The organism is Geopseudomonas aromaticivorans, from assembly GCF_019097855.1.
Taxonomy (GTDB): domain Bacteria; phylum Pseudomonadota; class Gammaproteobacteria; order Pseudomonadales; family Pseudomonadaceae; genus Geopseudomonas; species Geopseudomonas aromaticivorans.
In genome coordinates this window covers 65,671-89,664 of sequence record NZ_JAHRGL010000018.1, presented here as the reverse complement: position 1 = coordinate 89,664, position 23,994 = coordinate 65,671, and the positions used below count along the sequence as shown (strand labels likewise).

The following is a 23,994-nucleotide window of genomic DNA, read 5'->3' as shown; positions in this document are numbered from 1 at the left end:
GCGGGTCTGTTTGCGTTTGCCGGCGTACTCCGCATCGGCGAAGGACAGTTGCTTCATGCAAGGGGGGCTCCAGAGGGACTGGCGGCTATTTCACCAGATCGGGAAGTGTTTTTCAGACCTTCCCTAGATGAACTTCTTGGGATTTAAGTGATAAATAGCGCGTAGGGTAGATAACGGCGCAGCCTTGTCTACCGATGCCAACGGTGGGTAATCGCTACGCGAGCCCCCTACTGACTAGAAAACTGGCTTTACCGGCTGCCTAATGGCGTCCAGGGTACACCATATACGGCGCTATGAAACCGGCACCTAATAATCCGACCGAACGGCAACCCCAGAAACATCCGATGACTAGGAGGAGATAAATTTAATGGACACTCTTATACCAGGAACTTTTTTGTCCGTCTTGGAGGCTGGCGATCTCAGGCGAGATGCATATGAACGGGTAAAAAATTTGACCTACTACCAATCAATCCTTCGCAGCTACGAGGAATTCGATAGCTGGTGGAATAGAACGAAAGGCGCAATTAAAAGCTCAAGCTATATTTCAACCAAGGCAGGGTTCGCCTCATTGCTACTGAACGAATCCGAACCAGCAAACTTCGATAAATACCATTTCACTCACCTGGCGAGCGTCGCAAATTTTTATCGATTCGACGTTTGGACACTCATTCAGGCAACCATTATTGCTGAGATTAAATTCTTAAAGACATGCTCGCGACCAAATACGGAAATTGCACTCACTGCCGCACTCATTCAGGCGTTACAAGACAGCGCCGAAGCGCTAAATGAAAGGCACAGAAAGCATTTGTCCATATCCGGTGCGGGAGTTTTCTGTGGAAAGCTAGAGCGTCAGGTTCAGAATCGTGAGCAGAAGACTGGTGGAGACTTTGCCCTGCTTCTTGAATGGATCGACGCAACGGGGCAAATTGTTGTCTGCCCAATACTATTTCAAGCGAAGCGCACAGGAAGCTTGCGTGCAGATATAAGCCAGAGCCATAAAAGGACTGGCTCTCAACTGGAGATTCTGCGGCGATCAAAGTGCAACCCAGCCTACATTTTTTACAACTGCGCGACAAACGCAGTAATCGAGACTCCGCGACTCCCCACTGTGAAGCCTGTATCGACAGTGATAGCATCAGAAGACACTCTTGGGACAAGCACTGTGGAAGATGTACTGAGCCTGTCAATGCACTTGCTGGAACTGATTTCCACGAAACACTGCTTTGTAACTCAGAGTCGAAAAGAGGCATTGAATACAATCTTAAGCTCGGCGTCCGAGAAAGAACTCTTGGAGGTTGTTAGCTTTTCCGTCGACGAGGGTGCTCTTCGTCAATATGAAGCGGAATATTCAGCTTACCGAGATGTTCAGCAACAGAGTTACAATCCCCTGGATACTGATGGCGGGCTAGAGCCTTAGGTGTGAAGTCCTTGGACTAGCCTATTATAGGCAGGCCAGTAGCACGCCTTTAAGCCTCACAGGCTCTCTCCTGAAACGCGACCGTATCAGAGCCGAGCCTCAAGTTTTAAGTACAGCAAAATCACAAGATACCTAACATTTGACTGGAGCGCGACGGCTGCTTCGCAGCCGCGGCTTATTCAGGATTTTAAGCCGGTCTTACGACACCTCCCCCACCGGATACCGCCAAACCCCACAAGCCACATCCGCCAGCACCTCCCCCCTGGCCAGAATCTCCCGCTCCGCCCAGTCCTCCAGCTCATGCAGCTCGCGGCTCAGACCCGGCTGGCCGTACTTGAGCAGTTCCGCCCTCTTCACTTCCCACGGCGAGCGGGACAGCGCCGGATTCAGGCTGCCGGCGACCAGGATCAGGTTGCCCAGGGTGTGCTTGAGGCGGTCGCGCTGTTCGGTGAAGGCCTGCCGGCCCTGCGGGCTCTTCTGCACGGTTTTCGGCAGCGGCCAGTGCTCGTCCCACTTCTGCGGCAGGATGTGCTCGATGGCCAGCGCGGTCGGCTGCTCGCCCTCCTCGCCTTCTGCGTGGCCGAGCGCGGCGTCGAGGGCTTCCAGCACGGCGCGCACGCGGTACTGCGGCCACCACTGGTACAGCGGATGATCGAGGATCGCCCGCTTGAGTTCGGCGTCGGTCGGGAAGCGCGCGCTGTCGCCTTCGCTGGCCAGCAGGAACTGCTCGACGGCGCGGGCGCTGATGCTGCCGGTGTCCTCCAGGTGGCGGATCAGGTCGAGGAACGGGCGGTTGTAGTTCTTGCTGCTCAACCCGCAGATCATGCGGCGGAACAGGAAGGATTCGAGCACGTCGAGAATCGCCGCGAACTCGTCTTCCCGCTGCGGGCGCAGGTGCCGGCTGCACAGCAGCAGCAGCGGGTGGATGGCCGAGGTGTCGAGCGCTTCCACACGCTTGAGGAAGCGCGCCAGGTGCGAGCTCGGCTCCGGGCTGGCGAACTCACGGAAGTGTTCGGCGTAGCCGGCGAGCATCGCCAGGTGGTCGCGGGCGCTGGTGGCCTCGCCGATCAGGCACGAGCGCCAGTCGTCGGTGTACTGCACGTAGTGCTTGTACTCGTCGAACAGGTGCACGAAGCGGATGTCGCGGCGCATGGCCAGGGTCAGGAAATGGCGCATGAAGATGTCGATGCGCGGCCGGCTGTCGCGGCCCTGGCGGACTTCCTCGCGCCAGAACTCGCCGTCGAACTGCGCCCAGCAGCTGCGGTAGAGCAGGTCGATGTCGTCGCCCTCGGCCTGGGCGCGGCGGAACAGGAAATTCTTGATCAGGTCGGCCGGCAGCAGCTGGCTGCCGCGGGCGTTGAGGGTCTCGAAGATCACCTGGGCCTCGTCGTGCTCGCCGAGTTCGATCACCACGAACTGCAACCCCTTCTGCACCACCGCCCACAGCGCCTCGAGGCGGTCCTCCAGCTCCAGGAGGGGCTGGTCCTCGACCGGCTGCGCCAGCCAGGCGCTGGCCTGGGCGTGGAAGTACAGGTAGGCGCCGGCGATGCCCTGTTCGCCGTCGACCGCCTCGCCCTCCTCCTGCAACTGCGCCAGCAGCGCCTCGGGGCTGCCGGCGCGGTGCACGCGGGCGTAGGCCGGGCGGTCGAAGTTGGTCGGCAGCAGCTTGCAGAGCTCCTCCGGGCTGTCGACCATCGAGGCGCGGTTGGACACCAGCGAGTCGAAGCGCTCGAAGTAGCGCCCACTGCCCAGGCTGCCGCACAGATCGCGCAGGGCGATCAGCAGCAGTTGCAGGCTGGTGAAGCGCTGCTGGCCGTCGATGACCTGCCTGAGCTGCACCCAGCCGCTGGCGTCGAACAGCTGCTCGATCACCACCGCGCCGAGGAAGTGCGGGCGCAGGCGCTGGCCGGCCAGCGCCTGGACGAGCAGCCGCTCGAAGTCATCCCACAGCGGCTGCCAGTTGCCCTCGCGCCGCCACACGTAGGGGCGCTGGAACAGCGGGATCTGGTAGCACACGGTGGGCTCGAAGATGCGCATCAGGGGACGGCTGTTGGCTTCCATGACCAGATTTCCTGCAGAGGGTTTCGAGAATCGGCTGGTCCGGATCATACACAGCATTCATCGGCGCGCATCCCCCATGCGCTCGTCGGGCTCGGCAACATGGACGATAGGTGGGGAGCAGCAGGCCGGCCTCGATTTCCGCCAGATAGCGCTCGGAACCGTCGCAATGGACATGCCCTCGAGGTGGCCGAGAATGCCCGATAGACGCGCTCGGCTAGAGTGCGGGCGTCACCGGGCTAACCAGCCCTCGGCATCGACTGTGGCGCGCGACAGGCCACAGTTGACCGGAAGATGACGAGCGGATGTGACGAAGAAAGCAGGGGCTCGTCAGTCTGCTACCGTTACGGCTGACGGAACTCTTGCAGGGTTACCTGACGGCCGATTCTGAGCAAGGTGCCCTGCATCAATCATGATGGAGCCCAGGCTTTTGTTTCAGGAGGCATATCATGAAGCTGTTGAAAAGCAAACCACTGCATCTGTGCCTTGCCATAACCATGATCTCAGCTGTATCCGTCACGTCCGTCGTCATCGCCCAGACCGACGCGCCGCCACCGCTGGTCGTAATGAAGGGGGTCAAGGATGTGCAGACCCCCGAATACAAGCAATACCAATACGGAATGCCCCTGGATATTTCCAAGGTGGTCAAGATCGAGTACTTCATTCCCGACAAGGCAAAGACCTACTGCGGGGTCATTCCCGCGGCCATGACCTACCAGGATTCCAAGGGGGAAAAGCAGGGGCTCGTCTACCTGTATCCGGAGACTTCTGGGTGCGATAACTAACTGTCTGCATACCGATTGGCTGCTTAGGGTCGATTTCTGCCGTTATCGCCAAGAGCGATAGAAATCGACCCTAAGTAGCACAGGCAAAACAACGACCGGAGCCCCCCGCCTCAACCCCGGTCGCCACATCCGCAATCAGCCCACCGCCACCCGCAACTCGCCCTTCACCACCTTGTTCGACGCATTCACCGGCAGCGCCTCGAAGAAGCGCACCAGACGCGGCACCTTGTAGTTGGCCATGCGCTGGCGCGACCAGGCGATCAGGCCGGGTTCGTCGAGCTCTTGCCCTGGGCGCAGCACCACGCAGGCGCAGCCGACCTCGCCCATGCGCTCGTCGGGCACGCCGATCACCGCGACCTGAGCGATGGCCGGGTGTTCGAGCAGGCCGGCCTCGATCTCCGCCGGGTAGCAGTTGAAGCCGCCGACGATGAACATGTCCTTGAGCCGGTCGGTGATGCGCAGGTAGCCGCGCGCATCCAGCGTGCCGACGTCGCCGGTGTGCAGCCAGCCCTCGGCGTCGATGGTCTCGGCGGTGGCCTGCGGGTTCTCGAAGTAGCCCTGCATGACGTGGAAGCCGCGCAGGCACACCTCGCCCGCCTCGCCCGGCGGCAGCGGACGGTTGCCTTCGCCGACGATGCGCACCTCGGTGCCGGGGAGCGCGCGGCCGCAGGTGGTGGCCACGGTATCGGCGTCGTCGGCCGGGTCGCAGATGGTCGCCAGGCCGCCGCACTCGGTCAGCCCGTAGGCGGTGGTGACCACCGCGAAGCCCAGTTCGCGGCGCATGCGCTCGACCAGCACCGGCGGGATGGTCGCCGCGCCGGTGACGGCGATGCGCAGGCTGGACAGGTCGGACTCCGCCAGCTTCGGGTGGGCGAGCATCGACAGGTACAGGGTCGGCGGGCCGGGCAGCACGGTGATGCGGTCGCGCTCGATGCGCTGGAACACCGCCTCGGCGTCGAACACCGGATGCGGCAGGATGGTCGCGCCGCCGAGCAGGCAGGTCAGCCAGCCGGCCTTGTAGCCGAAGGCGTGGAAGAACGGGTTGACGATCAGGTAGCGGTCGCCGGGGCGCAGGCCGATCACCTGCACGTATTCGGCGAAGGCACGCAAGTTCTGGCCGTGGGCGCTCATCACGCCCTTGGGCTTGCCGGTGGTGCCGGAGGTGAACAGCAAGTCGGACAGATCGTCCGGGCGCACGGTCAGGGCGCGCGCCTGAGCCTCGTCCATGTCGACCGCCTCGCCGGCGGCGAGGAAGCCCTGCCAGCTCAGGTCGCCATGATCCGAAGTCGCCTCGCAGGGCAGCACCACCACGCGCTCCAGGGTGTCCGGGCGGTGCGCTTCGAGCATCGCCGGGTAGTCGACGCCGAGAAACTGGCCGACGCAGAACAGCAGGCGGGTGCCGCTGCGTTCGAGGATGTCGGCGGCCTCGTTGCCCTTCATGCGCGTGTTGATCGGCACCAGCACGCCGCCGGCACAGTGGATGCCCAGCGCAGCGAGGATCCAGTCGTGGCGGTTCGGCCCCCACACGGCGACGCGGTCGCCGGGCTGGATGCCTTCGGCGATCAGCCCGCGGCTCACCGCCAGCACGCGCTCAGGCAGCTCGGCGTAGTCGATGCGCACCTCGCCGTCGGCCAGGGCGCAGATCCCGGCATGGCGGCGCGCGGCCGCGAACACCAAGGCGGGAATGGTCGGCGGCACGCCCTCGGCGGCCGGATTGGTCAGCGGAATCTCGGTCATCTCGGCCATCCGTATCTCAGTCGGGGAAGCGCACGCGCACGTGCGCGCTGGTGGCCACGGCCTGGCAGGCCAGGGTCCAGCCTTCGTTCAGTTCCTGCTGGTCGAGCGCCTCGTTGCGCAGCAGCTCGACCTCGCCCTGCTCCACCGTGCACATGCACGAGGCGCAGGCGCCGACCAGGCAGGAGTGCGGCGCACGCACGCCGGCACGGCGCATGGCGTCGAGCAGGGTCTCGCCGGGTTGGCAGTCGACGGCGTGTTCGGCGCCGTCGAGGCTGACCTCCAGGCGCGCGGCCACCGCCGCCTCGCTGACCAGCGCCTCGCCCTGCTCGCCCTCGCCGGGCAGCGAGACGAAGCGCTCGACGTGCACCTTGGCGGCCGGCAGGTCGAGGCTGGCCAGTGCCGTCACCGCGGCGTCCATGAACGGGCCGGGGCCGCAGATGAAGGCCTCGGCGTGCTTGAACGGCCGCGCCAGTTCAGCGAGCTGCTCGACCGCCGGGATGCCCTGCACCGAGTCCAGCCAGTGGATCACCTGCAGGCGGCGCGGGTGGGCGGCGGCCAGTGCCTTCAGCTCGTCGCGGAAGATCACCGAAGCCTCGTCGCGGTTGGCGTAGATCAGCAGCACGCGGCCTTGGCCTGCGTGCAGCACGGAACGGAGGATCGACAGCACCGGGGTGACGCCGCTGCCGCCGCCGAACAGCAGGAAGTCGCCGTCCAGGCTGCGCGGCACGAACACCCCGGCCGGCGCCATGACCTCGATGGAATCGCCGGCCTTCGGCACATCGCACAGCCAGTTGGAGGCGCGGCCGTCCTTGACGCGCTTGACGGTGACGCGCAGCGGCTCGTCGAGCAGCGGCGTGCTGGACAGCGAGTAGCAGCGCGGCAGCCAGCTGCCGTCGTGGGGGATGCGCAGGGTGAGGAACTGGCCCGGCTTGTAGCGGAACTGCTCGGCCAGTTCGGCCGGCACCTCGAACACCAGCGAGCGGGCGTCGGCGGTTTCCTCGATGACCTGCGCCACGCGCAGGGAGATGTACTCGGGATTGTTCATGTTCAGATACTCATGACGAACTGGCCGCTGTCGATGCGCAGTTCCATGCCGTTGATGGCGCGCGACTCGTCGCTGGCCAGGTACAGCGCGGCGCAAGCGACGTCCTCGGGCAGGCACATGCGGTTCATCGGGTCGCTATCGATGGTGAACTTCGCCGGGTCGATGCCCGGCGGGTAGCTGGCGCGGGTCATCGGCGTCAGCACGCCGTCGGGGTGCAGCGAGTTGCAGCGGATGCGGTACTTCTGCCGGCGGCAGTGCGCCGCCACCGCGCGGTTGAGAGCCGCCACCGCGCCCTTGGAGGCGCCGTAGGCGGCGTAGTCGTCGCGGCCGGCCAGGGCGGCGATGGACGAGACGTTGACGATCGAGCCGCCGCCGCTGTCCTTCATCAGCGCCACGGCCATGCGGCAGCCGAGGAAGGCGCTGTCGGCGTTGACCCGCAGCAGCTTGTGCCAGTCGGCCAGGCTGGCTTCCTCGATGCTGCCCTTGAGCAGGATGCCGGCGTTGTTGACCAGCACGTCGAGGCGGCCGTAGCGCTCGCGCAGCAGTTCGGCGACCGCGTTCCAGTCGGCCTCGCTGCTGGCGTCGTGGCGGACGAAGCTGGCCGCGCCGCCCCGCTCTTCATTAAGTTGGTCGGCCAGCGCCTGTCCGGCGTCGGCGTCGATGTCGCTGATCAACACCTTGGCGCCCTCGCCTACCAGCGCCTGCACAATGGCGCGGCCGATGCCGCTGGCGCCGCCGGTGACCAGGGCGATCTTGTCCTGTACCCGTCCAGTCATGTTCTTCTCCTCGTTCAGGCCTGCGCGCCGAGCGGCGCCGCCTGGGTGGTCGTGGTTCGGCCGGCATGGGCCGCTGCTTCGCCGGCGCGGCGGCCGGAGAACACGCAGTCGGCCAGCGACAGGCCGCTGATGTAGAGGTGCGAGGGAATGCCGATGGCGGTGCGCCCGGCGGCGTACAGGCCGGGAATGGCCTGGCCCTGGCCGTCGAGCACCGCGCCGTTGTCTTCGTCGACCTTGAGGCCGCCCAGGGTCAGCGCGCCGAGCGGGAAGATCGGGTTGCCCACCGAGATGTCGCAGGCGTAGAACGGCCCCTGGTCGAGCACCTGGCGGCTGCTTTCCGACTTGCCGACCGGGTCCGGCGCGGTGCCGCGCGCGGCGGCGTTGTAGGCGCGCAGCGATTCCTCGAGCAGCTCGGCACGCATGCCGGTGACGTTCGCCAGCTCGCGCGCCGTGCGGCCCTTGCGCACCTTGAGCAGCATCAGCGCCAGCGCCGGCACGCTCTGGAACCACCAGTAGCCGCCGAACAGCGCCTGCTTGATGGCCTGGCGGCGCAGGCGCGCGTCGAGCACCAGCCAGGCCTTGCCGCCCTGCTCCTCGCACAGCGGATAACCGAGGGTGCCGCCGTAGACTTCCTCGTTGACGAAGCGCTGCCCGGCGGTATTGACCACGATGCCCTTCGGCCAGCATAGCGGCGGGTTGATGAAGCGCCACGGCGAGACCTGCTGCAGGCGGTCGCTGGCCGCGCCGGCGGTGAGGCCCAGGCGCAGGCCGCTGCCGTCGCAGCCGGTGGCGCCGACCTTGAAGTTGCGCCGGTACTTGGGCGCGTGTTCGCCGATCATCGCCCGGTTGAAGATGAAGCCGCCGGTGCTGAGGATTACCCCGCGACGCGCCTGCACCAGGCGCGGCCGGGCGTGCAGCTGTTCGAGGTGCGCGACCTTGCGGCGCAGGCTGTCGCAGTAGGCCGGGGCGAAGTTCTGCAGGCGCTCGGCGCGCGCCGCCAATTTGGCGTGCTCCCTGGCTGCGGCGCTGCCCGGCGGCAGGCACCAGAATTCGGCGCCGATCACCCGGCCCCTGGCGTCCAGTACCAGGCGCCGCGCGGCGGACTGCAGCTGCGGGCGCACGCCGGCCTTCAGGCAGGCGCGCTGCAGGTGGCTGTAGAGCACCGCGCCGCACTGGCCCTTGCCGACCGTGCGGTGGCCGCGCGGCGCCGGCGGCAGCGCGCCGCGGTGCGAGGGCACCATCTCGTTGCCCGAGTAGTAGAGGAAGTAGCCGTCCGGCGGATACGAGGTCTTGCCGCCGCCCGGCGGCATGCTGTGCTCGTAGCGCGCGCCGTGGCCCTCCAGCCACTCCAGGTTGGCCACGCTGCTGTCACAGAAGCGGCGCAGGGTGGCGTCGCCGATCACCCCCTGGGTCTCGTGCTTGAGGTAGTCGAACATCGCCTCGGGCGTGTCGGCGTAGCCGGCGTCGCGCTGCTGGCGGGTGCCGCCGCCGGCGTAGACCACCCCGCCGCTCTTGGCGCTGGCGCCGCCGCCGGTGAAGCGGTCGGCGACCAGCACGTCGGCGCCGCTCGCGCGGGCCTCCAGCGCCGCGCAGGCGCCGGCCGCGCCCCAACCGATAATCAGCACGTCGCACTGGTCGGCCCACTGCACACTGGCGGCGTCGGCCACCTGCAGCGGCAGCTGGATGTCGGTGCAGGTGGAAATCGCATCGGGCTTCATGGTCGCTCTCCTCAGGCGCTGGCGATGTGCCGGGCGGCGATGTAGCCGAAGGTCATCGCCGGGCCGAGGGTGCCTCCGGCGCCGGGATAGCTGGTGCCCATCACCGAGGCCGAGGTGTTGCCGATGGCGTAAAGGCCGGGGATCGGCTGGCCGTTCTCGTGCAGCACCTGGGCGTTGGCGTTGGTCAGCAGGCCGCCCTTGGTGCCGATGTCGCCGGCGTCCAGGCGCATGGCGTAGAACGGCCCCTTGGCGATCGGCGCCAGGCACGGGTTGGGCTTGACGTTGCTGTCGCCGTAGTAGCGGTCGAACACGTTGCCGCCGCGGGCGAAGTCGCTGTCCACGCCGGTACGGGCGAACTCGTTGACGCGCTTGACGGTGGCATCCAGGCCGGCGGGATCGACGCCGATCTGCCGGGCCAGGCCGTCGAGGCTGTCGGCCTTCCAGTACACGGTGTTCAGCCATTCCTTGCGCAGACGGCTGTCCGGCGACACCTGGGCCGGCATCAGCGGACCCATGGCGTAGTTGAAGCGGTAGTGGGCGTCGAAGATCACCCAGGCCGGGATCGACTGGCTGTCCTTCTGGTGCTCGCGGTACATAGCGTCGACGAACTCCAGATACGGCGCCGCCTCGTTGACGAAGCGCTTGCCGAGGCCATTGACCACGATGGCGCCGGGGAAGGCGCGCTCGGCGAAGACGCCGCGCGGCTTCTCCTCACCGGGGACGTGGATGGTCGGCGCCCACCAGGCCCAGTCGAGCAGGTCGGTGGCGGCGCCGATGGCCTGGCCGGCCTCCAGCGCGGCGCCGGTGTTGTTGCCCGGCGGGGTGGCGCTCCAGCTGACGCGGGTCGGCTGCGGCAGGTACTTCTCGCGCAGCGCCTGGTTCTGCTCGAAGCCGCCGCTGCCGAAGATCACGCCGCGACGCGCCTGCAGGGTCATCTTCTTGCCGCCCTGCACCACCTCGATACCGGTCACCCGGCCGTTCTCCACCACCAGCTCGCGGAAGTCGGTGTTCAGCCACAGCGGCACGTTGCGGTCCATCAGCGAGCGGCGCAGCGCGGCGATCAGCGAGGCGCCGAGGGCGGCGCGGCGGTCCATCTTGGTCTTGCGCCGCCACTTGAAGTCGAGCTTGTAACGCGCGATCAGGCCGAGAATCATCAGCCGCCAGCCGAACTCGCGGGACATGGCCTTGTGCGCGTGGCGCGCGGTCCAGGCGATGCAGCCCATCAGCAGGGTGGTCGGCGACGGCTTGCGCATGTTGTCGTATTCGTCGCCGAGCAGGCTGGTGTCGAACAGCTCGGGGTCGAGGCTGCGCCCGCCGGGCAGCGAGCCGGGCAGGTGCTGGTAGTAGTCCGGGTACTTCTCGGCCACCGCGTAGCGCACGCGGCTGCGCGTCTCGAGGTAGTGGATCATCCGCGGCGCATACTCGAGGTAGGCGCGCAGGCGCTCCTCGTCGATCTTGCCGTCGGTGGAGGCCTTCAGGTAGGTCAGCGCCTTGTCGTAGCTGTCCTTGCCACCCTTCTCGGCGAAGTAGTGGTTATTGGGGATCCAGATGCCGCCGCCGGAGATCGCCGAGGTGCCGCCGTACTTGTCGCTCTTCTCGACGACCAGCACCGAGAGTCCTTGGTCGGCGGCGACCACCGCTGCCGACATGGCGCCTGCGCCGGAGCCGACGACGATCACGTCGTAGACGGGTTGGGGCCGAACCTGTGTTGTCATTGTTTTCGTGTCCTTTGCCGTGGTGGTCGGGAAGCCGGGTCGATCAGACGTACGGATCGGGGTTGGGCAGGCCGAGCTGCACCGTGCCGTAGCTGCGCCCGTAGGCCGCCACGTTGTTGGAGATGTGCCCGCGCGCCTGGTGCAGGTCGCGGAAGGTGCGCGCCACCGGGTTGGTGTTGTACAGACCGGAGGCGGCCATCGAGCGCAGCAGGTCGCTGACCCGCTCGGCACAGATATTGGTGACCTGGGCGGACTGGTAGCGGTACAGCAGGCGGGTCTCGGTGTCGGGAATCTCGCCCTTCTCGGCCAGCGCCAGCATGTGGGCGAAGTTGCGCTCCAGCACCAGCTTGAAGGCGTCGACGGTGGTGATCGCCTCGGCCACTGCGGTCTGCGCCACCGGGTCCTCGGCGGTCTTGGCGCCGTGCTTGCCGATGTGGCGGGCGGCGTTGTCGCGAAACTCGTTGATCGCGCCCTGCAGGGCGCCGAGGCACGAGCTGGACACCGCGCGGGTAAACACCTGGGCGAAGGGCAGCGCGTAGATCGGGTTGGTGTTGACCTCGCGGCCCGGAGTGGCCGCCAGGCTGGAGTTGTTGGTGCGCTGCACGCGGTGAGCAGGGACGAAAGCGTCCTCGATCACGATGTCGTGGCTGCCGGTGCCGCGCAGGCCGAGCACGTCCCAGTTCTTCTCGATGCGGTAGTCGCTGCGCGGCACCAGGAAGGTACCGTGCTCGACCGGCAGGTCGCCGTCGGCCGGCAGGATGCCGCCGAGCAGGCCCCACTGGCAGTGTTCGCTGCCGCTGGAGAAGCCCCAGCGCCCGCTGATGCGGTAGCCGCCTTCCACCGGGGTGACCTTGGCCACCGGCATGTAGGTGGAGGAGATCAGCGTGCTGGTGTCCTCGCCCCACACGTCCTGCTGGGCCTCGACCGGGTAGCGGGCCAGCTGCCAGGGGTGTACGCCCATCACGCCGTAGATCCAGGCGGTGGACATGCAGCCTTCGGCGAGGGTCATCTGGATTTCGAAGAAGGTGCGCGGGTCGACCTCGTAGCCGTCCCACTGCTTGGGCTGCAGGGCGCGGAACAGGCCGGCCTCCTGCATCTCGCGGACGGTCTCGTCGGGCACCTTGCCCTCGCGGTCGGCCCGCTCGGCCCGCTCGCGCAGAGCGGGAACCAGGCGGCGGGCGCGAGCGATCAGCTCGATCTCTACCGCGGTTTTCTCTCGCATCTCATGCATCGCCAACTCCTCCGTCGATCTCGATGAGCGAATCTGCTCGTGGCTTCGATCATCGGGCGCGACCCGGCTGCGCTCATCGTCAAACCGGACTAGGCGGAAGGGTGCAGGCTGCGGAATGCCAAGGCCCGGCGCTGGGGCCGGGCCTTGGGAGGAAAGAGAGAGGGAATCGGCTGGCGGCGTGACGTGACAGTCGCACCAGACCATGCCTGCAAGGCCAGGAGCTCGCAGGCTCTGTCAGAGAAGTGGCGTGGCTGGCTTAGCCTTTGAAGCCTTTGGCCACGAAATACACCTCGCTCGAGCGCGAGGCATCGGGCTTGCGCACCACGACCTTCTCGAAGGAGGTGCGCACATCCCTCAGGAACTCGTCCGAGCCTTCACCCTGGAACACCTTGACCGCGAAGTTGCCTCCCGGCTTGAGCACCTGGCGGACCATGTCGAGGACCAGCTCGACCAGGTACATCGAGGAAGCCTGATCGGCGGCGGCAACCCCGCTGATGTTGGGGGCGATGTCGGAGATGATCAGGTCGGGCTGGCGGCCATCGAGCTTGTCGAGAATCTGCTGGAACACCTTGTCGTCGGTGAAGTCGCCCTGGATGAAGTCGACGTTTTCCAGCGAGTCCATCGGCAGGATGTCGCTGGCCAGCACCCGCCCCTTGTCGCCCAAGGTGGTGCGCGCCAGCATGGGGACGATCTTCCATACGCCCCTCGAGCTGGATGTCGAACTGGATTCGTTGCGCACGCGCTTTGCCCGGATCGCCTGCCTGGACATGCAGGGCGAGCGCGTGCAGGCGGCCAGCTTCAGGGACTTCGACTGCTACCTGTTCGACAACGAAGCCCGCGGCGTACCCCGCGAGCAGCTGATCGCACTGCATGCCCAGCCCTTCACGATTGCCGGGTGCGGCAGCATCGAATCGCTGAATCCGGCCGCGACGGTCAATATGTGTGCGTATGAGTTGAGTCGCTGACGGGTTCGGACGCATGGCGCGGGGGCCGGGTTCCACCGTCCTGCCGCGCCACGCCACCCGCTTGCCGGATGCTGTCGAAGTCCCCCCCGCGTCCCATGGCGACTGACTGAAATCGGCCAGAGGCGGACGGTTAGGGAATCTCCGGAAAAGTCCTGCCCGAACTGCTGAAATGGCTACAAACCAGAGTCCAGTGCTTCATAGGTCGCCTCTGACCGGTTATTACCGCTCAGTCTGCGCCTGGGCTAAGATCGCGCCTGCCGATCCTACAGCAGGTTCCCATGGCCCGCGCCACGCCCCCCAACTTGAGCAACACCAGCATCCCGCTGCGCGCCCTGGCCCGCAGCTATCCGCGTGGGCTGTTCATCGAGCCGCACCAGCACGAGTGGGGCCAGCTGCTCTATGCCGTGTCCGGCATCATGTGGGTGGAAACAACCGGCGAGGCGCTGCTGGTGCCGCCCCAGCGCGGTGTATGGCTGCCGCCGGGCGTGCCGCATGGCATCCGCGTGGTGTCCGAGCTGCAGATGCGCAATATCTACCTGAGCCCGCAGCTGGCCCGGGAGCTGGACAGTCAGGTGCAGGTATTCGAAGTCCGCCCGCTGCTGCGCGAGCTGATCGTGGCTCTGGTCGAGCAGGAACAGCAGAACGACGCACCCTACTACAGTGCCCTGACCGAGCTGACGGTGCTTGAGCTGGGCCGCGCCCGCCGCTCGCAACTACGCGTGCCCCTGCCCGATGGCGCCGACCGTCGCCTGCTGCAGCTGTGCCAGGCAGTGATGGCTGCGCCATCGCTGGAGGTGTCGTTCGAGCAGCATGCGCAGGAAGCCGGCGCCAGCGTGCGTACCCTGTCGCGCCTGTTGCTGCGCGACCTCGGCATGGGCTTTGCCGAATGGCGTCGCCAAGTGCAACTAGCCACGGCCACGGCCGCGCTGATCCAAGGCGTGCCAGTGGGGCGCATCGCTCGCGAGCTGGGCTACCTCCCCGCCAGCTTCAGCGACATGTTCCGCCGCGAACTGGGCCTGACGCCCAGCGAGTACCGCGACAGTCTCGGGGCCTGAACGCCATAACCTGGCCGATATTCTGAAGTCCTTGACCGAACACCCCGGCTGATCAGCCATACACTGCGCTCAACCCGTCAGCCCCCGCCAGGCACCGACGCTGACAGCCCGTCTCGCCTGTCGTTAAGGACCATTCCATGCACGCTCTGCAATTCTCCAGCACCGGTGATCTCTCCACCCTACGCCCTGTCGAACTGCCCCGCCCCGCCCCCGAAGACGGCGAGGTGTTGGTGCAGGTGCAGGCCGCAGGCCTCAACCCCAGTGACGTGAAGAACGTGCTCGGCCGCTTCCCCTACACCACCCTGCCTCGCGTGCCTGGCCGCGACTTCGCCGGCGTGGTGGTGGAAGGCCCCGAACATCTTCTGGGCAAGGCCGTGTGGGGCACCGGCAAGGGCCTCGGCTTCAGCCGCGATGGCAGCCACGCGCAGTACATCTGTCTGCCCGCCGATGGCGTCGCACTCAAACCGGACTCTCTGAGTTTCAGCCAGGCAGCCGCCCTCGGCGTGCCTTACACCACCGCCTGGGATGCCCTCACCCGCAGCCAGGTCGGCCCGGGAACCCGCGTGCTGGTGATCGGTGCCAACGGTGCGGTGGGCACGGCTGCCCTCGGCCTGGCCAAGGCCCTCGGTGCCGAAGTACTGGCGGCTGTGCGCAATCCGCAGTTGCGCGAACAGATGCTGGATAACGGCACGCCCTGCCTGCTGCTGGGCAGTGCCGAGCAGCTGGGCGCGCAGGTCGAGGCGGTATTCCCCGGCGGCGCCGAGGTGATCTTCGACACCACCGGCTTCTGGCTGCCGGCTGCCGTCGGCGCTCTGGCCACCTTCGGCCGCATCGCCTACATCGCCGCGCCGCTGGACGGCATGGTCAACCTGCCCGCACTCAACCTGTACCGTCGCGGCGGCACGCTGGTCGGGGTCAACACCCTGCTCTACAGCCCGGCCGATTGCGCGCGCATGCTCGAAGAGTTCGGCAAGCTGTTCGAACAGGGCCTGCTGACTCCGCCCACCGCGCTTAGGGAACTGCCCCTGAGCGCCGGCCCCGAGGCCTATGCGACGATCAACACGCCGGGCAGTTGCGTGAAGTTCATCCTGTTGCCCTGACCGGCAAGCTAGTCGGGCCCGGCAGAGCCACCGCCACCTGCTGCTCGGCGAAGGTAGGGTGGAAGACTCGCGCAACGATCTTCCACCGGGTCCGCGCCAATGGTGGGAAACGCCTCCGGCAGTTTCCCACCCTATGGGCTAAGGCGTGACCTGCGCCTCCATCGCCGCGAGGAAGTGCTCGCCGTAGGGCGGCAGCAGGCCCCACTCGCGGCGCGGGTCGTAACTGCCGGCCTCGAACACGGTGCGCGCATGGCTGAATTCGAGGAAACCTTCGCGGCCGTGGTAGTGGCCCATGCCGGAGGCGCCGATGCCGCCGAACGGCGCGTCCTGCATGGCGGCGTGCATCATCGCGTCGTTGATGGTCACTCCGCCGGACAGGGTATGTTCGAGCACGCGCTGCTGCTCGGCCTCGTCCGTGCCGAACCAGTACAGCGCCAGCGGCCGCGGGCGGGCGTTGATGTCGGCGAGCACCGCGTCGATCGCGTCGTAGGGCAGCAGGACCATGGCCGGGCCGAAGATTTCCTCCTGCTGGATGCGGCGATCGGCCGGCGGGTCGACCACCACGCGCAGCGGCCGGCGACGGTCCTGCGGATCGGCGGCCGAAGCCTCGGGTAGCGACTCGACGCGCACGCCGGCGGCGATGGCGTCCTCGACCAGCCCCTCGACCCGCGCCAGATGGCGCGCGTTGACCACCGCGACCACGTCCGGGTTGCCCTGCACCTGCGGGAACAGGCTGGCGTAGGCACCCTTCAGCTCGGCGAGGAAGGCTTCCAACTGCTCGCGCGGCACGTAGATCAGGTCCGGGTTGACGCACAACTGGCCGCCGTTGGCGGCCTTGGCGGCAGCGATGCGGAAGGCGGCGGTGGCCAGGTCGGCGCTGCGCGAGACGATGGTCGGTGACTTGCCGCCCAGCTCCAGGGTCACCGGCACCAGGTTGTCGGCGGCGTTGCGCATCACTGCCTTGCCGACGGCGGTGCTGCCGGTGAACACCAGGTGATCGAACGGCTGGCGGGTCATGCCTTCGGCCATCTCAACCCCGCCGACGGCTACGCCGACCAGCAGTGGGTCGAGGTGCTCGGCGCAGGCGGCGGCCAGCACCTCGGCGGTGCGCGGGGCAATCTCAGAGGGCTTGAGGATCGCACGGTTACCGGCAGCCAGCACGTAGGCCAGCGGGCTGAGCAGGGTGAACAGCGGCGCGTTCCAGGTGCCGATGATGCCCACCGAGCCCTTGGGCTGGTAGAGCACCCGCGCCTTGGCGCCGAGCTGGTCGTAGGGCGCGAACGGCTGGCGCTCCTGCGGCTGCATCCAGTCTTCCAGGTGGTCGCGGGCGTGCTTGAGCGAGGCCAGCGAGCCGAGCACGTCGTTCATCAGCGAGAAGCCCTGCGGGCGGTGGCCGAAGTCCTCGTCCATCGCCGCCGCCAGCGGCTTGTGCCAGGCCACCAGCAGGTCGATCACCTGCTGGATGCGCCGGCGCCGTTCGGCGGCGTCCACCGCGCCTTCGGCGGTGAAGGCGGACTTCTGCGCAGCCAGCAGCGCGGCCAGCCCCTCGACAGTGGTAATCACGGAACTCATCGAACCTCCTCGAAATCCTTGCGGCGGCGGCCGGTGCGGCGCCCTGCGGCGATAGTGGCGACGGCCGCAGCTGCGACGCCTCGTCCATAGAGACGATGCCACGTCCCGCCTGCGCTGCGAATACTCGTTACACCATAACCCCCGATCCAGCGAGGCAGAGCATGAACGCTCCGGCTACCTTCGACCCGCAGGCCTTTCGCGCCGCACTGGGCACCTTTACCACCGGGGTGACCATCATCACCACCCGCACCGCCGAGGGCGAGGCGGTCGGCATCACCGCCAACAGCTTCAACTCGGTGTCGCTCAACCCGCCGCTGGTGCTGTGGAGCCTGGCCAAGAACGCGCGCAGCCTGGCGGCGTTCAGCGAGAGCCGGCACTGGAACGTGCACGTGCTGGCCGCCGAGCAGGAGCCGCTGTCCGGGCGCTTCGCCACCCAGGGCAGCGACAAGTTCGCCGGCATCGAGCTGGACGACGGCATCGGCCCGGCGCCGCTGCTGCCCGGCTGCACCGCGCGCTTCCAGTGCCGCACCGCCTTCCAGTACGAGGGCGGCGACCATGTGATCTTCGTCGGCGAGGTGCTCGCCTTCGACAGCAGCGAGCGCCCGCCACTGGCCTTCCAGAGCGGCCAGTACGCGCTGGCCGCACGCAAGCCGCGCCAGGAGCTGCGCCTGGGCGCCACCCCGCCGCCGGAGTGCAGCTACACCGAGGACCTGCTCGGCTACCTGCTCGGCCGCGCCCACTACCAGATGCTCGACAGCCTGCGCCGCCTGCTGGCCGCGCAGAGCCTCGACGAGCAGCTGTTCTTCATCCTCTCGGTGCTGTGCATCCGCGACAACCTGACGATCGACGAGATCAACGCCTTCATCGGCTACACCGGCTACCGAGTGAGCGCGCAGACGCTGGCCGACCTTGAGCGCAGCGACCTGATTGCCGGCGAGCAGGACGCCAACGGCGAGCGCCGCTACCTGCTGACCGCCGCCGGCCGCGAACGCTCCCTGCACGAGATCGCCTTGGCCAAGGCCGTCGAGAGCGAGGTCGCCGACAAGATGGAGCCCGGCGACGTGATGGCGCTCAAGGTGCTGCTCAAGCGCCTGGTCGCCGCCACCGATCCCGGCCTGCCCGACCTGTGGGCGGCACGCTGACCGCACCGGCCATTCCCAATCGATAACAACAAGGAGCTTCCGGCATGAGCATTCTCCAGCGCTTCAACCTCGACGGCAGCGTCGCCGTGATCACCGGCGCCGGCCGCGGCATCGGCCGCGCCATCGCCCTGGCCTACGCCGAAACCGGTGCCGATGTGGTCTGCGCCGCGCGCACCCTGGCCGACGTCGAGGCGGTGGCCGAAGAGATCCGCAACCTGGGCTGCCGCGCCATTGCCGTTTCCTGCGACGTCAACGACGGCGCGCAGCGCGAGGCGCTGATCGCCAGCGCCCGCGAGCAGTTCGGCCGCATCACCCACCTGGTCAACAACGCCGGCGGCGCCGGCCCCAACGACCCGCTCACCCTGACTCCGGAGCGTCTGGAGGAGATCCTGCGCTTCAACGTCACCTCGGCCTACCACCTCACCCAGCTGTGCGTGCCGCACATGCGCGAGGCCGGCGGCGGCAACGTCATCAACATCACCTCGGGCGCCGCGCGCTACGCCCAGCGCCAGTTCAGCGCCTACGGCACCGCCAAGGCGGCGCTGACCCAGATGACCCGCCTGCTCGCCCAAGACTTCGCCCCGCAGGTGCGGGTCAACGGCATCGCCCCCGGGCCGATCCTCACCGACGCCCTGCAGCGGGTGATGCCCGCCGAGATGCGTGCCGCCATGGAGACCGGCACCCCGCTGGGCAGCCTCGGCGAGGTCGAGGACATCGCTGCCGCCGCCCTGTACCTGGCCAGCCCGGCGTCGCGCTGGGTGACCGGCAAGATCCTCGAGGTCGACGGCGGCGCCGAGAACAGCGTCTGGCCGGGCTGAAAGACGCTGTAGGGGCGAATTTATTCGCCCACATGCCCCGGCAAGGCGAATGAATTCGCCCCTACATAAAGGCACTCGCATGAACGAATCCCTGATCGACACCCTCGGCGACGAGCTGTTCGCCGCCCTGCGCAACCGGCGCACCCTGACGCCGTTCACCGAGCGCCACCCGGAGATCACCCTGGACGACGCCTACCGCATCTCCCTGCGCTTCCTGCAGCAACGCGAGCAGCAGGGCGAGCGGGTGATCGGCAAGAAGATCGGCGTCACCAGCAAGGCCGTGCAGGACATGCTCAACGTCCACCAGCCGGACTTCGGCTTCCTCACCGACCGTATGCAGGTGGCCGACGGCAGCGATGTCAGCCTCGCCGTGCACCGCCTGATCCAGCCGCGCGCCGAGGGCGAGATCGCCTTCATCCTCGCCGAGGACCTGACCGGCCCCGGCATCAGCGCCGAGGACGTGCTGGCCGCCAGCGCCTGGGTGGTGCCGTGCTTCGAGATCGTCGACTCGCGTATCACCGACTGGAAGATCCGCATCCAGGACACCGTGGCCGACAACGCCTCCTGCGGCGTGTTCGCTCTCGGTGAACAGCGCATCGACCCGCGCACGCTGGATCTGGCTGCCGTGCGCCTGGAAATGACCAAGAACGGCGAGCCGGCCGGTAGCGGCCTGGGTAGCGCGGTGCAGGGTCATCCCTGCGCGGCGGTGGCCTGGCTGGCCAACACCCTGGGCGAGCTGGGCATCCCGTTCCGCAAGGGCGAGGTGATCCTCTCCGGCGCCCTCGCCCCGCTGGTGCCGGTGGGCGCCGGCGACAGCATCCACCTCTCCCTCAGCGGCCTGGGCGAAGCCTCGCTGCGCTTCGTGCCCTGACGCCCCCCTTTACCGAGAGCGAATCCATGACCAAGAAGATCAGATGTGCCCTGATCGGGCCGGGCAATATCGGTACCGACCTGCTCTACAAGCTCAAGCGCAGCCCGGTGCTGGAGCCGGTGTGGATGGTCGGCATCGACGCCACCTCCGAGGGCCTGGCCCGCGCCCGCGAGATGGGCCTGAAGACCACCAGCGACGGCGTCGACGGCCTGTTGCCGCACGTGCTGGAAGACAACATCCAGATCGCCTTCGACGCCACCAGCGCCTACGTGCATGCCGAGAACAGCCGCAAGCTCAACGAACTGGGCGTGCTGATGATCGACCTGACCCCGGCCGCCATCGGCCCCTACTGCGTGCCGCCGGTCAACCTCAAGCACAACCTCAAGGCCGGGGCGATGAACGTCAACATGGTCACCTGCGGCGGCCAGGCCACCATCCCGCTGGTCGCCGCGGTGTCCAGCGTGCAGCCGGTGGAGTATGCCGAGATCGTCGCCACCGCCGCCTCCAAGTCGGTCGGCCCGGGCACCCGCAAGAACATCGACGAATTCACCCGCACCACCGCCGGCGCCATCGAGAAGGTCGGCGGCGCCAAGCAGGGCAAGGCGATCATCGTCATCAACCCGGCCGAGCCGCCGCTGATCATGCGCGACACCGTGCACTGCCTGACCGAGTCCGAACCGGACCAGGCGGCCATCACCGCCGCCATCCTGGCGATGATCGAGCAGGTGCAGCAGTACGTGCCGGGCTACCGGCTGAAGAACGGCCCGGTGTTCGACGGCAACCGCGTGTCGATCTTCATGGAGGTGGAGGGCCTCGGCGACTACCTGCCGAAGTACGCCGGCAACCTCGACATCATGACCGCCGCCGCCGCGCGCACCGCCGAGATGTTCGCCGAGGAAATCCTCAAGGGCGAGCTGACCCTCGCCCCGCAACCCGCCCTCGCCTAAGGAGCCGACCATGGATCTTCGCGGCAAGAAAATCACCGTCCACGACATGTGCCTGCGCGACGGCATGCACCCCAAACGCCACCAGATCAGCCTGCAGCAGATGAAAGACATCGCCAGTGGCCTGGACGCCGCCGGCGTGCCGCTGATCGAAGTCACCCACGGCGACGGCCTCGGCGGGCGCTCGGTGAACTACGGCTTCCCGGCGCACAGCGACGAGGAATACCTGTCGGCGGTGATCCCGCTGATGAAGCAGGCGAAAGTCTCTGCCCTGCTGCTGCCGGGCATCGGCACCGTCGACCACCTGCGCATGGCCCACGAACTAGGCGTGTCCACCATCCGCGTGGCCACCCACTGCACCGAGGCGGACGTCTCCGAGCAGCACATCAGCATCGCCCGCCAGCTGGGCATGGACACCGTCGGCTTCCTGATGATGGCGCACATGAACAGCCCCGAGGGCCTGGCCAGGCAGGGCAAGCTGATGGAGAGCTACGGCGCCAACTGCGTGTACATCACCGACTCGGCCGGCTACCTGCTGCCGGACGATGTGGCCGCGCGGATCGCCGCGCTGCGCGACGTGCTCGACCCGGCCACCGAGATCGGCTTCCACGGCCACCACAACCTGTCGATGGGCGTGTCCAACTCCATCGCCGCCATCGGCGCCGGTGCCACCCGCATCGACGCCGCCTGCGCCGGCCTCGGCGCCGGGGCCGGCAACACGCCGATGGAGATCCTCGTCGCGGTATGCGACCGCATGGGCATCGAGACCGGCGTCAGCGTGTTCGGCATCCAGGACGTCGCCGAAGACCGGGTGGTGCCGATCATGGACTTCCCGATCCGCAGCGACCGCGACGCCCTGACCATGGGCTACGCCGGGGTCTACGGCTCGTTCCTGCTGTTCGCCAAGCGCGCCGAGAAGAAGTACGGCGTGTCGGCCCGCGAGATCCTCGTCGAGATGGGTCGGCGCGGCATGGTCGGCGGCCAGGAGGACATGATCGAGGACACCGCGATGACCATGGCCCGCGCCCGCGGCCTGCCGGTCTGAGCCCGTAGGGTGCGCCATGCGCACCCGGAAACCGCCGCTGCGCCTGTGGTGCGCGCGGCGCACCCTACGAGCCTGCACCGTGACGCGCCTCAGTAGGGTGCGCCCTGCGCACCACGATTCATCCCGCCGCCAAGGAGCCGCCATGGCCCGCGCCACCCCCTCCTCAGGCCTGTGGCACAGCCACGGCCTGCTGTTCCTGCTGGCTTTGATGTACGCCGACAACTTCGTCGGCCGCCAGATCCTGGCGGTGATGATCGAGCCGATCAAGCAGGAGTTCGGCGCCAGCGACAGCGCCATGGGGCTGATCTCGGGCCTCGCCTTCGCCGCCGTCTACGCGGTGCTCGGCCTGCCGGCCGGGCGCCTGGCCGACCGCCTGCCGCGCACCCGCCTGCTCGCCGCGTCCTGCCTGCTGTGGGCGCTGGCGACCATGGCCTGCGGCCTGGCCGGCGGCTTCCTGCTGTTGATCCTGGCGCGCATGGCGGTGGCGACCGCCGAGGCGCCGGCGACGCCGACCGCCTTCTCGCTGATCGCCGACCTCTACCCGCCGCATCGGCGCTCGTTCGCCATCAGCTGCTTCACCGCCGCGCCGACCTTCGCCGCGCTGCTCGGCCTGTCCGTCGGCGCCTGGCTGGTGGAAACCCACGGCTGGCGCACCACCTTCATCCTCATCGGACTGCCGGGGCTGCTGATCGCCGCGCTGCTGGCCGTGAGCGTGCGCGAGCCGCAGCGCGGCCGCTGGGAGATCAGTCATGTGCCGGCCTCACCGCAGGGCCTGCTGCGCACCGCGCTGGAGCTGTGGCGCGAACCGGCGCTGCGCTGCATGCTCATCGCCGGCGGCTTCTGCACCCTGAGCGGCTACGCCCTCGCCATGTGGAACGCCAGCTTCCTAGTGCGCTCCCACGGCCTGTCGCTGCAGCAGGCCGGGCTGCTCGCCGGCCTGGTCGGCGGCGGCGTGGCCGGCGTCGGCACCCTGTGCAGCGGCTGGCTGACCGACCACCTGGCGCAGCGCAACCGCCTGTGGCTGATCGGCATTCCGCTGCTCGGCAACCTGATCGGCGCCCTGGCGCTCACCGCCTACCTGCTCTGGCCGGCCGGCACCCTGGTGCAGTTCGGCGCGCTGGCGGTGCCGACGGCGATGCTCTGGTGCGCGCTGTCCTGCTTCTTCAGCGTTTGGTGGGTGGCGCCCTCCTACACCCTGATCACCCAGCTGGTCGCCGCCGACCGGCGCGGCACCGCGATGGCCATGCAGACCATGCTCTCCACCATCCTCGGCGTCGGCCTCGGCCCGTTGGCCACCGGCATGCTCAGCGACCTGCTGCAACCGGCGTTCGGCCAGGAGTCGCTGCGCTACGCCCTGCTGGCGTGCAGCCTGGCGGTGATAGTGCCGGTGCTGTTGCTGCTGCGGGTGTACGGGCTGTCCCGGCGGGGGGCACAGACGCCACTGGTGACGGCGCTCGGCGAAGGCTGATAGCAACTGGCCAGCTGCGGTACTCCGGCAGTCCCGTGCCTCCGCAGCGCAGTACGCGCAAAAAAAATGCGGCACCCTTTGCAGGAGTGCCGCCAGTGGCTCAGTGCAGGTGTGGGAAAACCACGGGAGGAAATCGTCAGTTGAAGAACGGCACACCATTCATAAGTGGCAGGATCAGGTTCATGACTTCGTTGCGGGATCGTTCGGCATAGGGGTCGTGCATAACCAGGAATACCATCAGCCCGGCCAGCGAGGTGAACAACATCAGCAGAATCAGCGTTTGTTTTTCTATTTTCATCGCGAGCATTCCACCAGTTGCAGCACACATGGATTCGCTGTTTCTGCCTCCGATTCTATTGCCGCCGGCAGTTTGATCATCGTCTGTCCAGACTATGGCGTCGCAGCGGACTGCAGTTCTAATGGCAACTTCGTCAGGCAAGGGACTGCCGAGAATTATCTGGTTAGCCAGCAAACTTCAGCCCGTTTCCATGCCCGGCCAAACAGTCGTCATTACCGCGCAGGAGGGAATCCA

At 67.4% G+C, this 23,994-nt stretch carries 19 protein-coding genes and 2 pseudogenes; 11 read left to right on the top strand and 10 right to left on the bottom strand.

What is annotated here, in order from left to right:
• Positions 1–367: 367 nt before the first annotated feature.
• Entirely contained in the window at positions 368–1,417 is a 1,050-nt protein-coding gene (locus tag KRX52_RS08145) for a hypothetical protein (RefSeq protein WP_217681232.1), read from the top strand.
• 198 nt (positions 1,418–1,615) lie between these two features.
• Here the strand turns inward: KRX52_RS08145 and KRX52_RS08140 are convergent, their stop codons facing one another.
• On the bottom strand, positions 1,616–3,478 hold the full coding sequence (locus KRX52_RS08140) for a DUF262 domain-containing protein (protein WP_217681231.1): 1,863 nt from the start codon (positions 3,476–3,478) through the stop codon (positions 1,616–1,618).
• Positions 3,479–3,924: 446 nt separating this feature from the next.
• Here KRX52_RS08140 and KRX52_RS08135 point away from each other — a divergent pair, with 446 nt between their 5' ends.
• Complete coding sequence (locus KRX52_RS08135; protein WP_254797460.1) at positions 3,925–4,260, top strand: DUF2790 domain-containing protein; 336 nt, start codon at positions 3,925–3,927, stop codon at positions 4,258–4,260.
• A gap of 135 nt (positions 4,261–4,395) precedes the next feature.
• Here KRX52_RS08135 and KRX52_RS08130 read toward each other — a convergent pair whose 3' ends face one another.
• The 7 genes and pseudogenes from KRX52_RS08130 to KRX52_RS08100 all read right to left on the bottom strand — a co-directional run.
• Positions 4,396–5,997 (bottom strand): FadD3 family acyl-CoA ligase, encoded by a 1,602-nt coding sequence (locus KRX52_RS08130; protein ID WP_217681230.1) that lies wholly within the window; start codon positions 5,995–5,997, stop codon positions 4,396–4,398.
• Between the two features lie 16 nt (positions 5,998–6,013).
• Positions 6,014–7,042: a ferredoxin--NADP reductase gene (locus KRX52_RS08125; protein ID WP_217681229.1), complete on the bottom strand. Its 1,029-nt coding sequence runs from the start codon at positions 7,040–7,042 to the stop codon at positions 6,014–6,016.
• Between the two features lie 2 nt (positions 7,043–7,044).
• Positions 7,045–7,818, bottom strand: coding sequence for a glucose 1-dehydrogenase (locus KRX52_RS08120; protein ID WP_217681228.1), 774 nt, complete (start codon positions 7,816–7,818; stop codon positions 7,045–7,047).
• A 14-nt stretch (positions 7,819–7,832) separates the two neighbouring features.
• Positions 7,833–9,536, bottom strand: coding sequence for an FAD-binding protein (locus KRX52_RS08115; protein ID WP_217681227.1), 1,704 nt, complete (start codon positions 9,534–9,536; stop codon positions 7,833–7,835).
• An 11-nt stretch (positions 9,537–9,547) separates the two neighbouring features.
• Positions 9,548–11,251 carry an FAD-dependent oxidoreductase gene (locus KRX52_RS08110; RefSeq protein WP_217681226.1) on the bottom strand — a complete coding sequence of 568 codons (1,704 nt, stop codon included), beginning with the start codon at positions 11,249–11,251 and terminating at the stop codon, positions 9,548–9,550.
• Between the two features lie 43 nt (positions 11,252–11,294).
• Positions 11,295–12,482 (bottom strand): acyl-CoA dehydrogenase family protein, encoded by a 1,188-nt coding sequence (locus tag KRX52_RS08105; protein ID WP_217681225.1) that lies wholly within the window; start codon positions 12,480–12,482, stop codon positions 11,295–11,297.
• Positions 12,483–12,738: 256 nt separating this feature from the next.
• Positions 12,739–13,143 (bottom strand): annotated as a pseudogene (locus KRX52_RS08100) (RlmE family RNA methyltransferase); the annotation flags it as partial.
• Here KRX52_RS08100 and KRX52_RS08095 point away from each other — a divergent pair.
• The 3 genes and pseudogenes from KRX52_RS08095 to KRX52_RS08085 form a co-directional block, all read left to right on the top strand.
• Positions 13,133–13,447 (top strand): annotated as a pseudogene (locus KRX52_RS08095) (TrmH family RNA methyltransferase); the annotation flags it as partial. The pseudogenes KRX52_RS08100 and KRX52_RS08095 sit on opposite strands and share 11 nt — an antisense overlap.
• 278 nt (positions 13,448–13,725) lie before the next feature.
• Positions 13,726–14,502, top strand: a complete 777-nt coding sequence (locus tag KRX52_RS08090) for an AraC family transcriptional regulator (RefSeq protein WP_217681224.1) — start codon at positions 13,726–13,728, stop codon at positions 14,500–14,502.
• A gap of 137 nt (positions 14,503–14,639) precedes the next feature.
• Positions 14,640–15,602 (top strand): quinone oxidoreductase family protein, encoded by a 963-nt coding sequence (locus KRX52_RS08085; RefSeq protein WP_217681223.1) that lies wholly within the window; start codon positions 14,640–14,642, stop codon positions 15,600–15,602.
• Positions 15,603–15,740: 138 nt separating this feature from the next.
• Here KRX52_RS08085 and KRX52_RS08080 read toward each other — a convergent pair whose 3' ends face one another.
• On the bottom strand, positions 15,741–17,174 hold the full coding sequence (locus tag KRX52_RS08080; RefSeq protein ID WP_217681222.1) for a coniferyl aldehyde dehydrogenase: 1,434 nt from the start codon (positions 17,172–17,174) through the stop codon (positions 15,741–15,743).
• 161 nt (positions 17,175–17,335) lie between these two features.
• On the opposite strand from KRX52_RS08080, the gene KRX52_RS08075 reads away from it, so the two are divergent.
• The 6 genes from KRX52_RS08075 to KRX52_RS08050 all read left to right on the top strand — a co-directional run bounded on the left by KRX52_RS08075 (position 17,336) and on the right by KRX52_RS08050 (position 23,462).
• The gene (locus tag KRX52_RS08075) at positions 17,336–18,316 is read left to right on the top strand and encodes a flavin reductase (protein WP_217681221.1); all 981 of its coding nucleotides are present in this window, start codon (positions 17,336–17,338) and stop codon (positions 18,314–18,316) included.
• Between the two features lie 44 nt (positions 18,317–18,360).
• Positions 18,361–19,134, top strand: a complete 774-nt coding sequence (locus tag KRX52_RS08070; protein WP_217681220.1) for a glucose 1-dehydrogenase — start codon at positions 18,361–18,363, stop codon at positions 19,132–19,134.
• 79 nt (positions 19,135–19,213) lie between these two features.
• Entirely contained in the window at positions 19,214–20,005 is a 792-nt protein-coding gene (locus KRX52_RS08065) for a fumarylacetoacetate hydrolase family protein (RefSeq protein ID WP_217681219.1), read from the top strand.
• 26 nt (positions 20,006–20,031) lie between these two features.
• Positions 20,032–20,952 (top strand): acetaldehyde dehydrogenase (acetylating), encoded by a 921-nt coding sequence (locus tag KRX52_RS08060; RefSeq protein WP_217681218.1) that lies wholly within the window; start codon positions 20,032–20,034, stop codon positions 20,950–20,952.
• Between the two features lie 10 nt (positions 20,953–20,962).
• Positions 20,963–21,994, top strand: coding sequence for a 4-hydroxy-2-oxovalerate aldolase (dmpG, locus tag KRX52_RS08055; protein WP_217681217.1), 1,032 nt, complete (start codon positions 20,963–20,965; stop codon positions 21,992–21,994).
• 142 nt (positions 21,995–22,136) lie between these two features.
• Positions 22,137–23,462, top strand: coding sequence for an MFS transporter (locus KRX52_RS08050; protein WP_217681216.1), 1,326 nt, complete (start codon positions 22,137–22,139; stop codon positions 23,460–23,462).
• 136 nt (positions 23,463–23,598) lie between these two features.
• Here the strand turns inward: KRX52_RS08050 and KRX52_RS08045 are convergent, their stop codons facing one another.
• On the bottom strand, positions 23,599–23,934 hold the full coding sequence (locus tag KRX52_RS08045) for a hypothetical protein (RefSeq protein WP_217681215.1): 336 nt from the start codon (positions 23,932–23,934) through the stop codon (positions 23,599–23,601).
• Between the last annotated feature and the right edge of the window lie 60 nt (positions 23,935–23,994).

Bases quoted from the DNA above. Each gene is read 5' to 3' on its own strand.
- KRX52_RS08145 (WP_217681232.1), top strand. From the start codon at position 368: ATGGACACTCTTATACCAGGAACTTTTTTGTCCGTCTTGGAGGCTGGC.
- KRX52_RS08140 (WP_217681231.1), bottom strand. From the start codon at position 3,478: ATGGAAGCCAACAGCCGTCCCCTGATGCGCATCTTCGAGCCCACCGTG.
- KRX52_RS08135 (WP_254797460.1), top strand. From the start codon at position 3,925: ATGAAGCTGTTGAAAAGCAAACCACTGCATCTGTGCCTTGCCATAACC.
- KRX52_RS08130 (WP_217681230.1), bottom strand. From the start codon at position 5,997: ATGACCGAGATTCCGCTGACCAATCCGGCCGCCGAGGGCGTGCCGCCG.
- KRX52_RS08125 (WP_217681229.1), bottom strand. From the start codon at position 7,042: ATGAACAATCCCGAGTACATCTCCCTGCGCGTGGCGCAGGTCATCGAG.
- KRX52_RS08120 (WP_217681228.1), bottom strand. From the start codon at position 7,818: ATGACTGGACGGGTACAGGACAAGATCGCCCTGGTCACCGGCGGCGCC.
- KRX52_RS08115 (WP_217681227.1), bottom strand. From the start codon at position 9,536: ATGAAGCCCGATGCGATTTCCACCTGCACCGACATCCAGCTGCCGCTG.
- KRX52_RS08110 (WP_217681226.1), bottom strand. From the start codon at position 11,251: ATGACAACACAGGTTCGGCCCCAACCCGTCTACGACGTGATCGTCGTC.
- KRX52_RS08105 (WP_217681225.1), bottom strand. From the start codon at position 12,482: ATGCATGAGATGCGAGAGAAAACCGCGGTAGAGATCGAGCTGATCGCT.
- KRX52_RS08090 (WP_217681224.1), top strand. From the start codon at position 13,726: ATGGCCCGCGCCACGCCCCCCAACTTGAGCAACACCAGCATCCCGCTG.
- KRX52_RS08085 (WP_217681223.1), top strand. From the start codon at position 14,640: ATGCACGCTCTGCAATTCTCCAGCACCGGTGATCTCTCCACCCTACGC.
- KRX52_RS08080 (WP_217681222.1), bottom strand. From the start codon at position 17,174: ATGAGTTCCGTGATTACCACTGTCGAGGGGCTGGCCGCGCTGCTGGCT.
- KRX52_RS08075 (WP_217681221.1), top strand. From the start codon at position 17,336: ATGAACGCTCCGGCTACCTTCGACCCGCAGGCCTTTCGCGCCGCACTG.
- KRX52_RS08070 (WP_217681220.1), top strand. From the start codon at position 18,361: ATGAGCATTCTCCAGCGCTTCAACCTCGACGGCAGCGTCGCCGTGATC.
- KRX52_RS08065 (WP_217681219.1), top strand. From the start codon at position 19,214: ATGAACGAATCCCTGATCGACACCCTCGGCGACGAGCTGTTCGCCGCC.
- KRX52_RS08060 (WP_217681218.1), top strand. From the start codon at position 20,032: ATGACCAAGAAGATCAGATGTGCCCTGATCGGGCCGGGCAATATCGGT.
- dmpG (WP_217681217.1), top strand. From the start codon at position 20,963: ATGGATCTTCGCGGCAAGAAAATCACCGTCCACGACATGTGCCTGCGC.
- KRX52_RS08050 (WP_217681216.1), top strand. From the start codon at position 22,137: ATGGCCCGCGCCACCCCCTCCTCAGGCCTGTGGCACAGCCACGGCCTG.